Genomic DNA, 16,467 nt, shown 5'->3' on the forward strand with positions numbered 1-16,467 from the left:
CTTTAACGAAATAAGGCCTTCATCACGAAGGCCTTATTTGTATCTGTAGCTTGGTTAACAGTTTAGTTCAGAGTTCGGTTAGCAGTTTGGCTAATAATTTGGAGAGCTGATTACATCAACCATTTCCACCAAACGAACAGAGCTAAGAAGCCAAATAGGTAAACCAGACCTGCTACAGACAACCATTTTAGCTTAGTGCCAATCGCAAGCGCTTTAGGTAGCTCTGCTTTGCTCACCAAAATGAAATTCAGTAATGCGAAGAAGGGGGTTGTGATAAAGGCGAGTATCATCGCGAAATCGAGCATTGGCATCAAGGCTGCACTAAAGAACATTACGATTGCTAGCGCAGCGATAGATACGATGATTATCCACCCTTGTAGCATTCTTGGGCTGCTCTCTTTTTTAAGCAGTAGACGCTGTGATTCAGCAAGTACGCGTGAGTAGCCATCGATAACGGTAATGGTACTGCCAAAAATACAGAAGAAGGCGACGATTGCGATCAGTGGACGAGACCATTCACCAATTGTCGAGGCGTAAATACCGACCAACTGATGAGTGAAGCCAACGCCAGAGCGAGACAATTCAACTCCCGAGCCGTGAAGTACCAGAGCACCTAAAGCAACGAATACCAATGCAAGCAATGCCGTACCAATGTAGCCTACATTGAAATCGAACAGTGCTGATTGAGCGGTCACGTCTTGTTTCTCTTTTTGGCTTTTTAGCCACATAGAAGTGATGCTTGAGATCTCGATAGGCGCAGGCATCCAACCCATAGTCACCACGATAAATCCGATAGCTGCCAATGACCAAGGTGATGGTGGCACAAAAGCGGCATCAGGTTCGACTGGAGAGCCAATAGCAATCGCAACAGCAGCTAAGGTTGTGATGGTCAGGATCGCCATGATCGCTTTAGAGAGAGTGTCGAGCGCGCGGTAATGGCCCGCAAAAAGAATGATCAAACAGGTCGCTAAAACGATCATGCACAAGGTGCTGGTGGCTAAATCGAAAGGAATAAAGTAACTGAGTAGGTTCGCACTGAATAACAGCAAGGCTGCGGTATTCACGACTGCGGAAATAGCACTCAGTATCGAAAAGATCACAAGGTATGGGCGGCCTAGGTTAGAGTAACCTTCCACCAAGCTTTGACCCGTTCCTAGTGTGTATTGGATACCAGCTTTGAAGAACGGGTACTTAAATATGTTTACGAGGATAATAAGCGCGGCTAGCTGCCAACCATAAATCGCACCAGCCTTGGTTGAGGCTACTAAGTGAGAGCCACCTACAGCTGCTGCGGCCATCATAATGCCTGGTCCAAGAGACTTAATTAAACTTGATAGGGGAGCTGAGGTTGGTGTTTTTGTGCTGGTAGTTTTAACCGTACTTTCCATCATTTTTCCTTTGATGCTGACTTCTTATTATCCGTTACCCTATCAATACCATGTTTTGTAAGGTCGTCAACTTTTATGTACAAAAATGTTGAAAATTGTATTTATTAATAAACGAATCAACCGTGAATTATTTGTTCACTAGTAATTAAGAGGCTTTAATGGCGTTAGAACAGTACACACCACCACGTGAACCGTGGATTGATATTGTTTATCAAGATGACGATATTCTAGTGGTGAACAAACCTGCTGGCCTACTTTCAGTTCCGGGGAGATTGCCTGAGCACTACGACAGTATGTGGAGTCGGTTGGTTGTCGAATTTGCGGAGATTCAGGTTGTGCATCGACTGGACATGTCGACATCGGGGTTGATGCTGCTCGCTAAACACAAACAAGCTGAGCGTCATTTGAAGAAGCAATTTCAATATCGACTGACACACAAACTCTATTACGCCCGAGTATGGGGTTCAGTAGAAGAAGCAGAAGGTTTGATTGATCTGCCACTCATTTGTGATTGGCCAAATCGACCAAGACAAAAGGTGTGCTTCGAGGATGGCAAGCCATCACAGACTCACTATGTGGTGGAGCAACAAGAGGCTCAAACGGCATTGTTGAAGTTGCTGCCGATCACTGGCCGCTCTCATCAGTTACGTGTTCACTGCATGGAACTAGGGAACCCAATCGTTGGCGACGAGTTTTATGCAACGCCAGATGCGTTTAACTATAGTGATAGGTTAGCTCTGCACGCGTGTGAACTGAGCTTTTATCATCCGGCTAATAATCAGCTTTTCAAAGCCTTTGTTCCGTGTGAGTTTTACCCTCAAGCATCACCGCAAATTGAACAGCACTTTGAAATTGCGCCAGAGCTTCCAGACTACAGCAAGCTAAAAGCTTAGAATGGTTAAATCAATACCAATGCAAGGACGTACAATGCCGAAGTTGAAAGTGGTCTTTCTCGACCGAGCCACCATCCCATCTCAAATTCATTTAAAACCTCTCCGCTTTGAACATCAATGGGTTGAATATGATTTCACTTCGCCGGAGCAAGTGTCTGAACGAATTGAAGACGCTGATGTGGTTATTACCAATAAGGTGGTGCTCAACGAATCGAATTTAGCTCAAGCAGAACAACTTAAGCTAATAGCCGTTTCAGCAACGGGTGTGAATAATGTCGATGTTGGCTACTGTAAGAGTAACAATATCGCAGTGACAAACGTGCAAGGTTACGCGACTCAATCGGTACCTGAACATGTTATAGCGATGCTGTTTGCGTTAAAGCGTAATCTCGTTGGTTACCATCAAGACATCGAAGCCGGCGAGTGGCAAAAGGATCAACAATTCTGCTTCTTTACTCATCCGATTCAAGATGTTGCAGGCAGTACATTAGGCTTAATCGGTAGTGGTGGCTTAGGACAAGCAACAGCGATATTGGCTAAAGCAATTGGTATGAATGTCATCTTTGCTGAGCGTAAAGGGGCTGACTCTTGTCGAGAAGGGTATCTGCCTTTTGATACGGTGTTGCAACAAGCAGATGCAATCAGCTTACATTGTCCATTGACCAAAGCGACTCGAGACCTGATTTCAGAGCGAGAGCTAGCAATGATGAAACCAAATGCGGTGTTAGTTAATGCTGGTCGCGGTGGACTCGTGGATGAACAAGCCTTAGTTGAAGCTTTGAAAAATCAAGAGATTGCGGGCGCGGGTATGGATGTGTTCACACAAGAACCGGCTGACAACTCAAATCCATTACTGGCTAATAGTCATTTGCCAAATTTACTATTAACGCCACATGTAGCGTGGGGCAGTGATAGCTCAATTCAAAAGCTGTCTGATATCTTAATCGATAACATTGATGCCTTTGTTTCTGGTAAGCCGCAGAATCTCGTCAGTTAATTCGCAGTAAGAGCGGTTATACACTCAGCTTCAGACATAAAAAAGGTTGGCTTTGAGCCAACCTTTTTAGATGTTTTGTCTTTAGTTCGACTTAGCTTATCTGCCAGAAGCCAGAAGCCAGAAGCCAGAAGCGATTAGCCTTGAGGTTTGATGACCAATACATTGATTGGTGAATTCTGTACGACTTTACTCGCCACTGAACCCAGTACCACTTTGTCGATTTTCGAGCGCTTATGACTAGGCATCACAATCAGGTCTGCCCCAAGCTTTTCTGCGTAATCTAGAATCGTTGTGTAGGTTTTACCTTCGGCAACGTGAACCTTATAAACCACTTCATCGTCGATGTACTTGTCTGCAAACTCTTTGAGCTGATTTTTCACATCGAGCTTCATTTGATTCGCTGCATCTTTCGGGAAGTAAGACGCCACCATCGACATGTGAATGCCCGGCAATACGTTCAAGATGTGGATTTCAGCATTACTGTGCTTTGCGTGCCATACCGCTAATTCAACAGCTTTGTCAGAAAAGCCTTTGTCGTTAAGGTCAACAGGAACAAGGATTTGTTTATACATGTGTTTTTCTCTTTTTTATCAGCGCTTAGTATTGACCAAGCGCTGTGATTATCCTTTCCATGTAATAAAGCCAAATAGAGTTGAGCGCTACTTGGCTCTATCCATTACGCGCTAATCTCATCCTTACGAGCACGCCTTCTTTGGTTCATCGCTAAGCCAATCAAAATGAGTAGGGATGGTAAGAATACCCACTCTTTCATTGGTCTTTCTGCGTCTTGGATAACTGATTTAATTTCCCAATCAAAGTCAATGCCAGCCGCTTCTGCTGGGCTACCGAACTCAACCATGTCGACAATCATCTTGCCTTCAGATTTCGTCAGCATTAAGCCCATTGAAGCAATGCGGTCTTCACTTGTTGTCGCAGAATCTTCAAATGGAAGGCGAACCGTCTTCTCAGAATAGTCACCTTCTAAGTTTTCGCCACCCACTCTTAACTCAAGAGATTGTCCCACAGATAGACCTTCTGTGATTTGAGCGATCTCAACTCCAGGTGAAAGAACTTTCTCTGGATAAATCATGTCCCACCAGAAGCCAGGGCGGAAGAAAGAGAAAGTTAGAACCAATAATAGGATCGTTTCCCACCATTTGTTCTTGGTAAACCACCAACCTTGCGTTGCAGCTGCAAAGATAAGTACCGCCGTCACAGAAGAGAAGATAGTGAGGAATAGATGCCACCAAGAATCAATGCCCATCAACAGTAGTTGGGTATTGAAGATGAACATGAATGGCAAGATCGCGGTCCGGATATCATAGGTAAAGCCTTGAATACCAGTACGGATCGGGTCTGATTTTGCAATCGCGGCGGCCGCAAAGGCTGCCAAGCCAACCGGAGGTGTATCATCGGCTAAGATACCGAAGTAGAACACGAATAAGTGAACTGCAATCAGAGGAATGATCAGGCCATGCGCCGCGCCTAAGGTAACAATTACCGGAGCCATCAGCGTTGATACAACGATGTAGTTCGCCGTTGTTGGTAAGCCCATACCTAAGATTAAGCTGATTACCGCAGTGAATAGCAGCATAAGAATGATGCTACCGCCTGAGATGAACTCAACGAAGTCCGTCATTACCAAGCCGATACCCGTCAGAGTAACCACGCCGACAACCGTACCCGCAGCAGCTGTTGCTACACCGATACCGATCATGTTGCGCGCGCCTGAAACCAAGCTCTCTAATAGGTCAATGAAACCTGCTTTAGTTTGTTCTGCAAGATCGTCAGATTTGTTCATCAGAGTCATCAAAGGACGCTGTGTGATCAAAATGAAGATCATGAATACCGTTGCCCAGAAGGCAGAAAGACCTGGAGAGAAACGCTCTACAGTCAGACACCAAACAAGAACCACGATAGGCAGTAGGAAGTGCAGGCCAGATTTAATGGTTGGGCCTGGATCGGGTACTTCTGTTAGCTCGGCATCGATGTCCATGCCACCTTCAGCGGCATATTTTGCTGATACTCGAACCAAGGCTACATAAGAGATCAATAGAGCAACGGTAACAATAGGTGTCGCTGCATCGCCAAAGACATCTTTCGTCCAGCCGACACCGTAGTAAACCGCAGCACTGATGACACATAGCCCAAGAATGGTACCAGTGAAAGACAGTAAGCTTTGTACGATAGTTGGTGTGTGGCGACGAGGTAGGCCAGTCATACCCGCTTTACATGCTTCTAAGTGAACAATGTAAATCAGGGCGATGTAAGAGATAAGAGCAGGCAATAGCGCCGCTTTAATCACTTCTACATACGAGATACCCACATATTCAACCATCAAGAATGCAGCAGCACCCATGATTGGTGGAGTTAATTGACCATTGGTTGAAGCGGCAACTTCTACAGCACCGGCTTTTTCACCTGAGAATCCGACTCTTTTCATTAGAGGGATCGTAAAAGTACCCGTGGTTACCACGTTAGCGATAGATGAACCAGACACAAGACCGGATAAGCCAGATGCAACAACGGCTGCTTTCGCTGGGCCGCCTTTCATGTGGCCAAGTAAAGAGAACGCAACCTTGATGAAGTAAGCACCTGCGCCCGCGCGTTCTAGCATTGCACCAAACAGTACAAACAAGAATACGAATGACGTAGAGACGCCAAGAGCAACACCGAATACGCCTTCAGTTGTTAGCCACAGATGCGACATTGCCTTGTTCAGGCTTGCACCTTTATGGGCGATAACGTCTGGCATGTGTGGACCGCCAAAGGTGTAAAGTAGGAAGACTGCAGCCACAACCATAAGAGGTGGACCTAAAGCGCGTCGTGTTGCTTCAAGCAGTAGAACCATACCAAATACAGCAGCAACAATATCGAATGTTGTTGGTGCGCCTGAACGTTCAGCGAGTTGAGTATAGAAAATATAGATATACGAAGCTGAAAAGCTACCAACCAGCGCTAATATCCAGTCGACCGCAGGAATTCTATCCCGAGGTGAATTTTTCATTGCTGGGTAAGCGGTAAAGGCTAGGAAGATGGCAAACGTAAGATGAATTGCTCGAGCTTCAGTGTCGTTTAAAATTGCGAAGTTAAAAATGAACGGCAGCGGAGATGCATACCAAAGTTGGAACAGTGACCAACATAGAGGCACAAACCATAAAATACGGCCTTGGATACCGCGAGGGCTACGCGCACCAGTGTCTGATTGTGCCACCATTTCTTGCACATCTGGAGACGGTGATGTTGTCTGCGTCATGTACTTTATCCTTATTATTGATGGTCTGCCTTTCTTACGAACAACGAGACGTTATTTATTTCCTATCTAGTGTAGCGAATGGATAGGGAAATGCGTTTTTTGTTCGTCTTTGTCTTAGGCTTGATACGAAGGTAAGTTCGCCAAATTGGAGAAACTTAAAGGTTTGTCTCTTTTCACTTGGGTTATTTTTATAAAACGTGAAAAGCCAATAAGGAGGACATGCCTCCTTATTGGTAGAGCAGGCTTAAAGTAGAATTACTTTAGAAGGCCTACTTCTTTGTAGTATTTTACTGCGCCAGGGTGAAGAGGGATTGAGATACCCGCTTTAACCATGTCTTCTTTCTTCAGGTTCGCAAATGCTGGGTGCAGGCGTTTGAATGTAGCGAAGTTTTCAAATACCGCTTTAGCAACGTTGTATGCGACTTCATCAGAAACGTCAGACGTTGTTACCATAGTTGCAGCAACACCGAAGCTGTTTACGTCAGCATCTGTACCACGGTACATGCCAGCTGGAACTGTGCTGTATGCGTAGTATGGGTTTTCAGCTACGATCTTGTCGATTTGTGGACCAGTTGCAGAAACCAGTTTTGCATCACAAGAAGTCGTTGCTTCTTTGATTGATCCGTTCGGGTGACCAACCATGTAGATGAATGCATCAATCTTGTTGTCACAAAGAGCTTGTGAACGCTCAGAACCTTTAAGTTCAGAAGCAAGCTTGAAGCTATCGTTAGTCCAACCCATAGCGTCCATTACAACACCCATCGTTGCACGGTCACCAGAGCCTGGGTTCCCAATGTTTACACGCTTACCTGCTAGGTCAGACACATTGTTGATACCAGCATCGGTACGAGCGATGATGTTGAACGGTTCTGTATGTAGAGAGAACATAGCGCGAAGTTTTTTGTATTCGCCCTGATCTTTGAATTTACTTGTACCGTTGTAGCCGTGGTATTGCCAGTCCGATTGAACAACACCGAAATCTAGTTCACCAGCACGGATGGTGTTAACGTTGTAGATCGAACCACCAGTAGATTCTACAGAACAACGAATGTTGTGGTCTTTGCGGCCTTTGTTCACAAGCTTACAAATAGCACCACCAGTTGGGTAGTAAACACCCGTTACTGAACCTGTACCAATTGTGATGAACTCTTGAGCGTTAACTGCGCCAGCGCCCATTACAGCAGCTGCAATAGCCCCAACTTTAATAAGTTTGGTAAATGCCATGAATTTCCCTTCCTTTATTCATTATTAACCCTGAAACAAGTGTAGTCGTTTCTGGAGTTTCCTATTTGGAAACGGCACCTTTTTCAATCCATGTGATGAAAAAGTGGCTGAATAATATCAAAAATTGGCAGAAAATTACTCAAATGTTAAAAGATATAGCTAAAAAATCTAACAAATGACGGTTAGATCTTGTGTTTGATTTGCTACTGAGTTTTTTAAAATCAATGGTTTAGTGGTGTTTGAGGAGGGGGAGATAGATATTCTAGGATGTGATTTGGATCACGAAGCGAATCGGTGTTCGTGATCCATTAATCAGGTTTATGGTTATGAAACTGTGACCAATTATCCTGCGTATTCAAACAGTTCGCACACAGAATCAAACAATTGCTTCGTGGTAACTGACAAGGTTGGCGTGATGAAGATAGTATCATCGCCTGCAACGACACCTAGTATACCTTCCGACTTACCTAATGAGTCCAATAAACGAGCAATAAGCTGCGCCGCACCTGGGCCGGTGTGTATCACCACCAATGCATTGTTGTGGTCGATATCTAATACTAATTCTCTCAGAGAGCTAGAAACTGTCGGAACACCAAGTTCAGCAGGAAGACAGTAAACCATCTCCATTTTTGCATTACGAGTTCGAACTGCACCAAACTTAGTTAACATACGCGAAACTTTAGATTGGTTGATACTTTCAAAACCTTCATGTTTGAGGGCATCGACAATCTCGCCTTGCGAACCAAAACGTTCTTCTTTTAGTAATGATTTAAAAGCACGAACTAAGTTGTCTTGTTTTTCTGTATTGCGCATATGTCATTCTTATTCATTAACAAAGATGTTTGCATATTCTCGCATACATATTCAATTTTAGCTAAAATATCACGGCAATTTGTTAGTCATATCACTGTAAAAATTTAATAGAATAATGTGTTATTAGTATCGACTTATTTTGTGATTTCAGTCGATTATCGCCATAATGCGAACTTGCTGTGTAGCACGGTTTTATTGACTTGCGCGAAGTCGCAAAGCTGGCGTTAATTGATTGTAATCACTTTGTGATTAATATATTTTTTTAACCATAATTTAGCTCAAGAACTACCCTACCAAGAATTTATAAGAGAAATCTCTCAAGGAGAATAACAATGAAAGTAGCTGTTATTGGTGCCGCTGGTGGCATCGGTCAAGCCCTAGCCCTACTACTAAAGAACCGCCTACCTGCTGGTTCAGATCTTGCACTTTACGACATCGCTCCGGTAACACCGGGTGTCGCTGCCGATCTTAGCCATATCCCAACACCTGTTTCGATCAAAGGTTACGCGGGTGAAGATCCAACACCAGCACTAGAAGGTGCGGATGTTGTGCTTATTTCTGCGGGTGTTGCTCGTAAGCCTGGTATGGATCGTGCGGATCTTTTCAATGTGAACGCCGGCATTGTTAAGTCTCTTGCAGAGAAAATCGCAGTTACTTGTCCTACTGCTTGTGTTGGTATCATCACTAACCCAGTAAACACAACAGTACCAATCGCTGCTGAAGTACTTAAGAAAGCGGGCGTTTATGACAAGCGTCGTTTATTCGGTATTACTACTCTTGATGTTATTCGTTCTGAAACGTTTGTTGCTGAGCTGAAAGATAAAGATCCAAGCGACATCCGTGTTCCTGTTATCGGCGGTCACTCAGGTGTAACGATCCTTCCTCTACTTTCTCAAGTTGAAGGCGTAGAGTTTACTGATGAAGAAATCGCAGCGCTAACGACTCGTATCCAAAATGCGGGTACTGAAGTCGTAGAAGCTAAAGCTGGCGGCGGCAGTGCAACACTATCGATGGGTCAAGCGGCTTGTCGCTTCGGTCTTGCTCTAGTGAAAGCGCTTCAAGGCGAAGAGAACGTAATTGAATGTGCATATGTTGAAGGTGAAGGCGAGCACGCACCATTCTTCGCACAACCAGTTAAACTTGGCAAAGAGGGCGCAGAAGCGATCCTTAGCTACGGTGAACTGAGCGACTTCGAACGCAACGCATTAGACAGCATGCTAGAAACGCTAAATGGCGATATTGAGATCGGTGTTGAATTCGCTAAATAAGCGGGACACCATTTAACTCAGCCAAAAGATAGTTAATAAGAGCCGGTCATTATGATCGGCTTTTTTGATCCTTGCATTCAACCCGCTCGTAATACTTTTATAACCACGAAGAATTAGGGTATTGAACGATGACTAGAGTACAAAAAGGAATGAATGTTAACTATCTAGGTCGCTTGGGCAAGATATTGGTTATCGATGAGCAAGAGCAGTTCGCTTTATTTGAGTCTTACAATAGTCATAAGCAATATGCGGTTCCATTGGAAGAACTTGAAGAGATCGAAGCGCAATTACCTTTATCATTAGAATCGAGTCGATATTGAAACCCGGAGTTATATCTAACAGGATCAAAAAAAGAGCCAACCGGCTCTTTTTTGTTATTTATATAGAAGCTAGAAGCGAGTTGTCTATTAACCTGCTTACTTGCTGCGTTTAACTGCTAAGTGTGCGAGCGTGGTTAGCGCTTGCTTATATTCAGAGTCAGGAAGAACAGAAAGCTCAGCAATCGCTTTATCTGCTTCTTCGTAGGCTTTATTTGTTGTGTACTCTAACGAGCCTGTCTCTTTCATAACAGCCATAATGTCGTCGAGACGCTCCATACCATTGGCTTTTTCAATCGCTTCTCGAATCATGCTGGTTTGTTCAGGAGAACCATTGTGCATTGCGTAAAGTAGAGGCAGTGTTGGTTTGCCTTCGGCTAGATCGTCACCAACGTTCTTACCCATCTCTTTACCATCAGCAGTGTAATCCATCACATCATCAATCAATTGGAATGCAGTACCGAGGTATTTACCGTAGTTTTGCATAGCCGTTTCGATTTCAGGTGATGATTCGCTAAGAATTGCACCGATTTGCGTTGCAGCTTCAAACAAACGAGCGGTCTTCGAGTAGATGACCTGCATGTAACTTTCTTCTGTAGTGTCCGGGTTATTACAGTTCATTAATTGTTGAACTTCACCCTCGGCAATCACGTTAACTGCTTCACTCATTAACTCAAGGATCTTTAAGGATCCTAGCGTTGTCATCATCTGGAACGAGCGAGTGTAGATAAAGTCACCCACCAAAACGCTAGCGGCATTACCAAAAGCTGCGTTGGCTGTCGCTTTACCGCGTCTCATGTCCGACTCGTCGACGACATCATCATGGAGAAGGGTAGCGGTGTGAATAAACTCGATAAAAGCTGCAGAGGTGATATGAGCTTCACCTTGATAACCAAGTGCACGAGCAGATAAAAGAGCAAGCAAAGGACGTAGGCGTTTGCCACCACCGCTAACGATATAAAAACCAAGCTGGTTGATTAAACTTACGTCAGAATTAAGTTGGGCTTGAATTGTTTCATTCACTTTTGCCATATCATTGGCAGTAAGCGTTTGGATAGCTTTAAAATCCATTGTTCATCCGGCTGAAGTTAGACCCTGTAAGGCTTATACGTTGTATTTAATTGTTGAATAATACACTAAAAAACGTTGATTAATACATCACTTAAAGGCATCATTGCCGCACTTTTCTTTGGCGAACATGTTTTCGCCAATATTTTAAAAATATGGCTTGTCATAGCGGCATGATTCCCGTAGAATCTGCGCCCTATTGATTAGTTTAGCGCACACCCGAGTTGTAGAATTAACAACCATAGGCTGTGCGGAAAAAGCGGAGTAAAATATGTACGCTGTTTTCCAATCTGGTGGCAAACAACACCGAGTAAGCGAAGGTCAAACACTTCGTTTAGAGAAATTAGACGTTGAAACTGGTGCAACTGTAGAATTTGATAAAGTTCTTCTTGTTGCTAACGGCGAAGAAATCGCTGTTGGTGCACCTCTTGTTGAAGGTGGCAAAGTTACTGCAGAAGTAGTACAACACGGTCGTGGCGATAAAGTAAAAATCGTTAAGTTCCGTCGTCGTAAGCACTCGCGTAAGCAAGCTGGTCACCGTCAGTGGTTCACAGAAGTGAAAATCACTGGCATTAACGCTTAAGTATTAGGAGAGTTTAACAATGGCACATAAAAAAGCTGGCGGTTCTACTAATAACGGCCGCGATTCAGAAAGCAAACGTCTTGGTGTTAAGCGTTTTGGTGGTGAATCTGTTCTTGCAGGTAACATCATCGTTCGTCAACGTGGTACTAAGTTCCACGCTGGCACAAACGTTGGCATCGGTAAAGACCATACTCTTTTCGCTCTTACTGAAGGTAAAGTGAAATTTGCAGTAAAAGGTCCTAAAAACCGTAAGTTTGTAAGCATCGAAGCTGAGTAATTTAATCTTTTATTAGATTATTTATACTAGCTTTCAAGCTGAATTCAAAAGCCCTGCCGATTCGGCAGGGTTTTTTATTTATAGCGAGAATAAAAAAGTAGACGCTCTTGTTTTGGTTTTGAGAAGCCGTTTTATTTTTGAGAAACAGTTTGGTTTTATTAAGAAGCCGTTTGTTTTTTAGGATACAGAAAGCAAAGAACCTCTCCTTATTTGTTCCTTGGTTGCAGATCGATCTAGATCTTAGGTGATCGATCTAAACACGGATCTGCTAGAATTTATATCACTCCTTGATGAGTGGTAACGCAACGTAAGTGCGGAGTTAAAAAATGAAATTCGTTGATGAAGCATCAGTAAAAATAGAAGCCGGTGATGGCGGTAATGGTACAGTAAGCTTTTGGCGCGAAAAATTCGTCGCTAAAGGTGGTCCTGACGGCGGTGATGGCGGTGATGGTGGTGATGTTTACATTCAAGCGGATGAAAACTTAAACACACTGATCGATTACCGTTTCCAACGTTTTTACAATGCTGAGCGTGGCGAAAATGGCCGCGGTGGTAACTGTACTGGTAAACGTGGTAAAGATATGACAATGAAAGTACCAGTAGGTACTCGCGCTGTTGATATCCACACTAATGAAATCGTTGCTGAAGTTGCTGAGCATGGCAAGAAAGTCATGGTTGGTAAAGGTGGTTGGCACGGTCTTGGTAACACGCGTTTTAAGTCGTCTGTTAACCGTGCTCCTCGTCAAAAGACAATGGGTACTAAAGGTGAAGTTCGCGAACTACGTTTAGAGCTTCTTCTGCTCGCGGATGTTGGTATGCTTGGCTTGCCAAACGCTGGTAAATCTACGTTTATTCGCTCAGTATCTGCTGCAAAACCAAAAGTGGCTGATTACCCGTTTACGACGCTAATTCCTAGCTTAGGTGTAGTAAGTGTTGTCCCTGAGAAGAGTTTCGTCGTTGCCGATATCCCTGGCTTGATTGAAGGCGCAGCTGATGGCGCTGGTCTTGGTATTCGATTCTTGAAGCACCTTGAGCGTTGTCGCGTTCTTCTGCATATGATCGATATTTTGCCGATCGATGGTTCTGATCCTATTCAGAATGCACTGACGATCATCGATGAGCTTGAGCAATACAGTGAGAAAGTTGCACAGAAACCTCGTTGGTTAGTGTTCAATAAAGTTGACCTAATGCCTGAAGAAGAAGCTGACGAAAAGATTCAAGAAATCGTCGAAGCTTTAGGTTGGGAAGGCGAGTACTTCAAGATCTCTGCTGTAAACAAGATCGGTACCAAAGATCTTTGCTTTAAACTGGGTGAGTTCATGGAGAACCTACCTCGTGAAGTTGAAGCAATTGAAGAAGAAGAAAAAGTTAACTTTATGTGGGATGACTACCATAAAGATGCGATGGCCGGTAAGAATGTCGTTACTGAAGATGACGACGACTGGGATGATTGGGATGACGAAGAAGATGACGGTCATGTTATCTATGTTCGTGATTAATCATCCTCGTAGTTTCTTATAAGCACTTTGGTCGCTTTTTCTAAGATACGCTGATAGTTTTATTAAACCGCAATGAAAATTGCGGTTTTTTTGTATCTAAATCATGACGTCTTGCTGTTTTTTATGCAAAATTTATCTTTAGATAATTAACGCCTATGGGAAGGAAATCATGGCATCAAAGCAAAGAGCGATCTCAAGGTTAGTCGCTCAATCAGGACAAATGTTATTAGCTCATGGCGCCGAGAGCACATTGGTCGGTGACATTATGCGCCGTATCGGTATTGCTTGTGGGGTGAATGAAGTTGAAGTTGCACTGTCAGCCAATGCGTTGGTTGTGACAACGGTAATGGATGATCATTGCATAACGACGACTCGAAGTTGTGCTGATCGTGGCATTAATATGCAGGTGATAACCGAGATTCAACGTGTGTGTATCATGATGGAGAAAGGGATTCTTGATTATGATTTAGCTTATAAGAAGATCCAAGGGATCAGTCCTGAACGCTACAACCGTTGGTTAGTTGTCGTAATGATAGGGCTATCGTGTGCTTCTTTTAGCCGTCTTGCTGGCGGAGATTGGCATGTCTTTATGATGACGTTTATAGCTTCGGCTTGCGGTATGATCGTGAGACAAGAGATCGGTCATCGCCATTTCAATCCGTTATTAAATTTCGCTATTACCGCTTTTGTCACCACCACGATTTCAGCTCAGGCGGTGCTCTACAATATTGGTGGTCAACCCACTATCGTGATGGCTTCGTCAGTATTGATGCTAGTGCCCGGTTTTCCTTTGATTAACTCCGTAGCAGATATGCTTAAAGGCCATATAAATATGGGTCTCGCACGCTTCACCATGGCCAGTTTATTAACGTTGGCTACAAGCTTAGGTATTGTCGCAGCGATGAGCCTATCTGACGTATGGGGGTGGGTGAACTAATGACTATTTTTGAACTTTTTGTTGGGTTACTCAACGACATGTTTTTTGCTGCGATTCCTGCGGTTGGTTTTGCATTGGTGTTTAACGTCCCGCAACGAGCGTTGATCTATTGTGCTCTCGGAGGATCCATTGGCCACGGTAGCCGTTACTTAATGATGCATTTCGGCATTCCCATTGAATGGGCGACGTTCTTTGCTGCTACATTGGTAGGCATGATAGGGGTGCATTGGTCGCATAAATTGTTAGCACACCCGAAAGTATTTACGGTTGCAGCCTTGATTCCGATGGTCCCTGGCGTGTTTGCCTTTAAGGCGATGATTGCCATGGTTGAGATTAACCGAGCAGGATACAACCCAGAACTATTGGCATTGTTGATGGAGAATTTTTTGAAATCGATGTTCATTATCGCAGGGCTTGCGGTTGGCTTAGCAGTGCCAGGGCTGTTATTCTACCGTCGTAGACCTATCGTCTAGCTTCAACTTCATTTTCAAGTAAGGACAGGACTTTCGATTTATGATCATCAGCATGATAGCGGCAATGGCAAACAACCGTGTAATTGGTAAAGACAATCAGATGCCTTGGCATTTACCTGCAGATTTCGCATGGTTTAAACGTTCAACTATGGGTAAACCTGTCGTGATGGGACGTAAGACTTACGATTCAATTGGTCGCCCTTTGCCGGGGAGGCTGAACGTTGTAATCAGCCGCGACGAGAGTTTAGAAATCGAAGGCGTAACGACGGTAACTTCGATTGAAAAAGCACTAGAGCTGGTAAGTGATGTTGATGAAGTGATGATCATCGGTGGTGGTTCAATCTATGAAACCTGCTTACCAAAAGCGAACAAGTTATACCTGACTTATATCGATTTTGATGTGGATGGTGATACTCAATTCCCAGACTGGGGAGAAGGTTGGAAGCAGAGCTTTAATGATACTTATCAAGCGGATGAGAAAAACAAGCACGATATGGAGTTTGTGGTTCTCGAGCGTTAACGGTGGTTATTAAGAGTTAGGCTCTGAAAATGCTTGCGTTACTGTGCCCAGTTAGCGCAAGCTTCTCGTATCTCGTATCTCGTATCTCGTATCTCGTATCTCGTATCTCGTATCTCGTATCTCGTATCTCGTGTTTCTATAGCGCTTTTTGAGTGAAAAACTGTTTGTCTTCCCAGCGAAGTATCGTCAAGTCTCCCCCCCACACACACCCAGTATCAAGTCCAATCACATCTTTTCCTGAGTAACCTTCTAGCGCAGCCCAGTGTCCAAAAATAACTGTTTTATCGAGCTTTATACGTTGTGGTAGGTCAAACCAAGGCACTAGCGGCTCAGTTGTAATTTCGTTTGGTGGAAGTTTACAGGCCATATCGAGACGACCATTAGTAAAACAGAATCGCATTCTAGTAAGGCTGTTGATCGCATAGCGATAGCGCTCAATCCCTTCTAAATTTTGACGCCATAAGTCAGGCGTGTTGCTGTACATATTCTCGATAAGCCATTGCCACTGATCGGATTTTAATAAATCAGCTATTTCCAGATTTTCAATCCGTGCTCGCTCTAGATCCCATTGAGGTGAGATACCAGCATGAGACATCACGAACTCTGGGTGCTCCTGAATTAAAGGCTGTTGTCTTAACCATTCGAGCAGCTGTTCACGGTCTTCTGCATCAAGAATAGGTTGAGTCTTATCTTTTGCTTTAGCTGGAAATAGCCCTAAGGAAGCCGCAAGTAGATGCAAGTCATGGTTACCTAATACAACCTTAGCTGCGTCACCTAGGCTACGAATAAAGCGTAGTGTCTCCAATGATTTAGGACCTCGAGCGACCAAGTCACCAGCGACCCATAAGGTATCTTGTTGTTTGTCAAAGTTGACGGTTTCAAGCAGTAATTGAAGTTCGTCGAAGCACCCTTGGATGTCTCCGACAATATAATTCGACACAATAATTTCCTGTA

Annotated in this window: 17 protein-coding genes; 10 read left to right on the forward strand and 7 right to left on the reverse strand. The window is 44.0% G+C overall.

Translation table 11 applies throughout. The features are described 5' to 3' along the window. Nucleotides 1–110 precede the first annotated feature (110 nt). The gene (locus OCU90_RS01785) at nucleotides 111–1,388 is read right to left on the reverse strand and encodes an NRAMP family divalent metal transporter (RefSeq protein WP_061025042.1); all 1,278 of its coding nucleotides are present in this window, start codon (nucleotides 1,386–1,388) and stop codon (nucleotides 111–113) included. Between the two features lie 158 nt (nucleotides 1,389–1,546). On the opposite strand from OCU90_RS01785, the gene rluA reads away from it, so the two are divergent. Beyond that, nucleotides 1,547–2,281: a bifunctional tRNA pseudouridine(32) synthase/23S rRNA pseudouridine(746) synthase RluA gene (gene rluA, locus OCU90_RS01790; RefSeq protein WP_061025040.1), complete on the forward strand. Its 735-nt coding sequence runs from the start codon at nucleotides 1,547–1,549 to the stop codon at nucleotides 2,279–2,281. Between the two features lie 34 nt (nucleotides 2,282–2,315). Beyond that, nucleotides 2,316–3,278 (forward strand): D-2-hydroxyacid dehydrogenase, encoded by a 963-nt coding sequence (locus OCU90_RS01795; RefSeq protein ID WP_061025038.1) that lies wholly within the window; start codon nucleotides 2,316–2,318, stop codon nucleotides 3,276–3,278. Nucleotides 3,279–3,412: 134 nt separating this feature from the next. Here OCU90_RS01795 and OCU90_RS01800 read toward each other — a convergent pair whose 3' ends face one another. The 4 genes from OCU90_RS01800 to argR form a co-directional block, all read right to left on the reverse strand. Next, nucleotides 3,413–3,850: a universal stress protein gene (locus tag OCU90_RS01800; RefSeq protein WP_004735912.1), complete on the reverse strand. Its 438-nt coding sequence runs from the start codon at nucleotides 3,848–3,850 to the stop codon at nucleotides 3,413–3,415. Between the two features lie 104 nt (nucleotides 3,851–3,954). Beyond that, on the reverse strand, nucleotides 3,955–6,534 hold the full coding sequence (locus tag OCU90_RS01805) for a TRAP transporter permease (protein ID WP_061025036.1): 2,580 nt from the start codon (nucleotides 6,532–6,534) through the stop codon (nucleotides 3,955–3,957). A gap of 255 nt (nucleotides 6,535–6,789) precedes the next feature. Beyond that, nucleotides 6,790–7,758 carry a TAXI family TRAP transporter solute-binding subunit gene (locus OCU90_RS01810; RefSeq protein WP_017078819.1) on the reverse strand — a complete coding sequence of 323 codons (969 nt, stop codon included), beginning with the start codon at nucleotides 7,756–7,758 and terminating at the stop codon, nucleotides 6,790–6,792. Between the two features lie 342 nt (nucleotides 7,759–8,100). Next, entirely contained in the window at nucleotides 8,101–8,571 is a 471-nt protein-coding gene (gene argR / locus OCU90_RS01815) for a transcriptional regulator ArgR (RefSeq protein ID WP_004735909.1), read from the reverse strand. Between the two features lie 332 nt (nucleotides 8,572–8,903). Here argR and mdh point away from each other — a divergent pair, with 332 nt between their 5' ends. Then, nucleotides 8,904–9,839 carry a malate dehydrogenase gene (gene mdh / locus OCU90_RS01820; RefSeq protein WP_004735908.1) on the forward strand — a complete coding sequence of 312 codons (936 nt, stop codon included), beginning with the start codon at nucleotides 8,904–8,906 and terminating at the stop codon, nucleotides 9,837–9,839. A gap of 128 nt (nucleotides 9,840–9,967) precedes the next feature. Next, a complete protein-coding gene (locus OCU90_RS01825; RefSeq protein WP_009847833.1) occupies nucleotides 9,968–10,159 on the forward strand; it encodes a hypothetical protein in 192 nt (63 codons plus the stop codon). 96 nt (nucleotides 10,160–10,255) lie between these two features. Here the strand turns inward: OCU90_RS01825 and ispB are convergent, their stop codons facing one another. Continuing rightward, entirely contained in the window at nucleotides 10,256–11,227 is a 972-nt protein-coding gene (gene ispB / locus OCU90_RS01830) for an octaprenyl diphosphate synthase (protein ID WP_004735906.1), read from the reverse strand. 268 nt (nucleotides 11,228–11,495) lie between these two features. Between ispB and rplU the strand changes: the two genes are divergently transcribed. From rplU to folA, 6 genes are all read left to right on the forward strand, one after another. Continuing rightward, complete coding sequence (rplU, locus tag OCU90_RS01835) at nucleotides 11,496–11,807, forward strand: 50S ribosomal protein L21 (protein WP_004740823.1); 312 nt, start codon at nucleotides 11,496–11,498, stop codon at nucleotides 11,805–11,807. 19 nt (nucleotides 11,808–11,826) lie between these two features. Further along, nucleotides 11,827–12,084: a 50S ribosomal protein L27 gene (gene rpmA / locus OCU90_RS01840; RefSeq protein WP_004735905.1), complete on the forward strand. Its 258-nt coding sequence runs from the start codon at nucleotides 11,827–11,829 to the stop codon at nucleotides 12,082–12,084. A 326-nt stretch (nucleotides 12,085–12,410) separates the two neighbouring features. After that, nucleotides 12,411–13,583 carry an Obg family GTPase CgtA gene (cgtA, locus tag OCU90_RS01845; protein WP_009847831.1) on the forward strand — a complete coding sequence of 391 codons (1,173 nt, stop codon included), beginning with the start codon at nucleotides 12,411–12,413 and terminating at the stop codon, nucleotides 13,581–13,583. A 169-nt stretch (nucleotides 13,584–13,752) separates the two neighbouring features. Continuing rightward, nucleotides 13,753–14,520 carry a threonine/serine exporter family protein gene (locus tag OCU90_RS01850; protein ID WP_004735903.1) on the forward strand — a complete coding sequence of 256 codons (768 nt, stop codon included), beginning with the start codon at nucleotides 13,753–13,755 and terminating at the stop codon, nucleotides 14,518–14,520. Then, the gene (locus tag OCU90_RS01855) at nucleotides 14,520–14,993 is read left to right on the forward strand and encodes a threonine/serine exporter family protein (RefSeq protein WP_009847830.1); all 474 of its coding nucleotides are present in this window, start codon (nucleotides 14,520–14,522) and stop codon (nucleotides 14,991–14,993) included. Before OCU90_RS01850 ends, OCU90_RS01855 begins: the two co-directional genes overlap by 1 nt. Before the next feature lie 40 nt (nucleotides 14,994–15,033). Then, nucleotides 15,034–15,513 carry a type 3 dihydrofolate reductase gene (folA, locus tag OCU90_RS01860; protein WP_017087003.1) on the forward strand — a complete coding sequence of 160 codons (480 nt, stop codon included), beginning with the start codon at nucleotides 15,034–15,036 and terminating at the stop codon, nucleotides 15,511–15,513. A gap of 136 nt (nucleotides 15,514–15,649) precedes the next feature. Here folA and apaH read toward each other — a convergent pair whose 3' ends face one another. Continuing rightward, on the reverse strand, nucleotides 15,650–16,453 hold the full coding sequence (gene apaH, locus OCU90_RS01865) for a bis(5'-nucleosyl)-tetraphosphatase (symmetrical) ApaH (protein ID WP_061025034.1): 804 nt from the start codon (nucleotides 16,451–16,453) through the stop codon (nucleotides 15,650–15,652). Nucleotides 16,454–16,467: the final 14 nt, after the last annotated feature.

Origin of the sequence: Vibrio splendidus (assembly GCF_024347615.1) — a bacterium.
Lineage (GTDB): Bacteria > Pseudomonadota > Gammaproteobacteria > Enterobacterales > Vibrionaceae > Vibrio > Vibrio splendidus.

Excerpts from the sequence above, each read along its gene's own strand:
- rpmA (WP_004735905.1), top strand. The coding sequence starts at position 11,827 with ATGGCACATAAAAAAGCTGGCGGTTCTACTAATAACGGCCGCGATTCA.
- OCU90_RS01800 (WP_004735912.1), bottom strand. The coding sequence starts at position 3,850 with ATGTATAAACAAATCCTTGTTCCTGTTGACCTTAACGACAAAGGCTTT.
- OCU90_RS01825 (WP_009847833.1), top strand. The coding sequence starts at position 9,968 with ATGACTAGAGTACAAAAAGGAATGAATGTTAACTATCTAGGTCGCTTG.
- rplU (WP_004740823.1), top strand. The coding sequence starts at position 11,496 with ATGTACGCTGTTTTCCAATCTGGTGGCAAACAACACCGAGTAAGCGAA.
- OCU90_RS01805 (WP_061025036.1), bottom strand. The coding sequence starts at position 6,534 with ATGACGCAGACAACATCACCGTCTCCAGATGTGCAAGAAATGGTGGCA.
- OCU90_RS01810 (WP_017078819.1), bottom strand. The coding sequence starts at position 7,758 with ATGGCATTTACCAAACTTATTAAAGTTGGGGCTATTGCAGCTGCTGTA.
- OCU90_RS01850 (WP_004735903.1), top strand. The coding sequence starts at position 13,753 with ATGGCATCAAAGCAAAGAGCGATCTCAAGGTTAGTCGCTCAATCAGGA.
- folA (WP_017087003.1), top strand. The coding sequence starts at position 15,034 with ATGATCATCAGCATGATAGCGGCAATGGCAAACAACCGTGTAATTGGT.
- cgtA (WP_009847831.1), top strand. The coding sequence starts at position 12,411 with ATGAAATTCGTTGATGAAGCATCAGTAAAAATAGAAGCCGGTGATGGC.
- OCU90_RS01795 (WP_061025038.1), top strand. The coding sequence starts at position 2,316 with ATGCCGAAGTTGAAAGTGGTCTTTCTCGACCGAGCCACCATCCCATCT.
- OCU90_RS01785 (WP_061025042.1), bottom strand. The coding sequence starts at position 1,388 with ATGGAAAGTACGGTTAAAACTACCAGCACAAAAACACCAACCTCAGCT.
- rluA (WP_061025040.1), top strand. The coding sequence starts at position 1,547 with ATGGCGTTAGAACAGTACACACCACCACGTGAACCGTGGATTGATATT.
- OCU90_RS01855 (WP_009847830.1), top strand. The coding sequence starts at position 14,520 with ATGACTATTTTTGAACTTTTTGTTGGGTTACTCAACGACATGTTTTTT.
- ispB (WP_004735906.1), bottom strand. The coding sequence starts at position 11,227 with ATGGATTTTAAAGCTATCCAAACGCTTACTGCCAATGATATGGCAAAA.
- mdh (WP_004735908.1), top strand. The coding sequence starts at position 8,904 with ATGAAAGTAGCTGTTATTGGTGCCGCTGGTGGCATCGGTCAAGCCCTA.
- argR (WP_004735909.1), bottom strand. The coding sequence starts at position 8,571 with ATGCGCAATACAGAAAAACAAGACAACTTAGTTCGTGCTTTTAAATCA.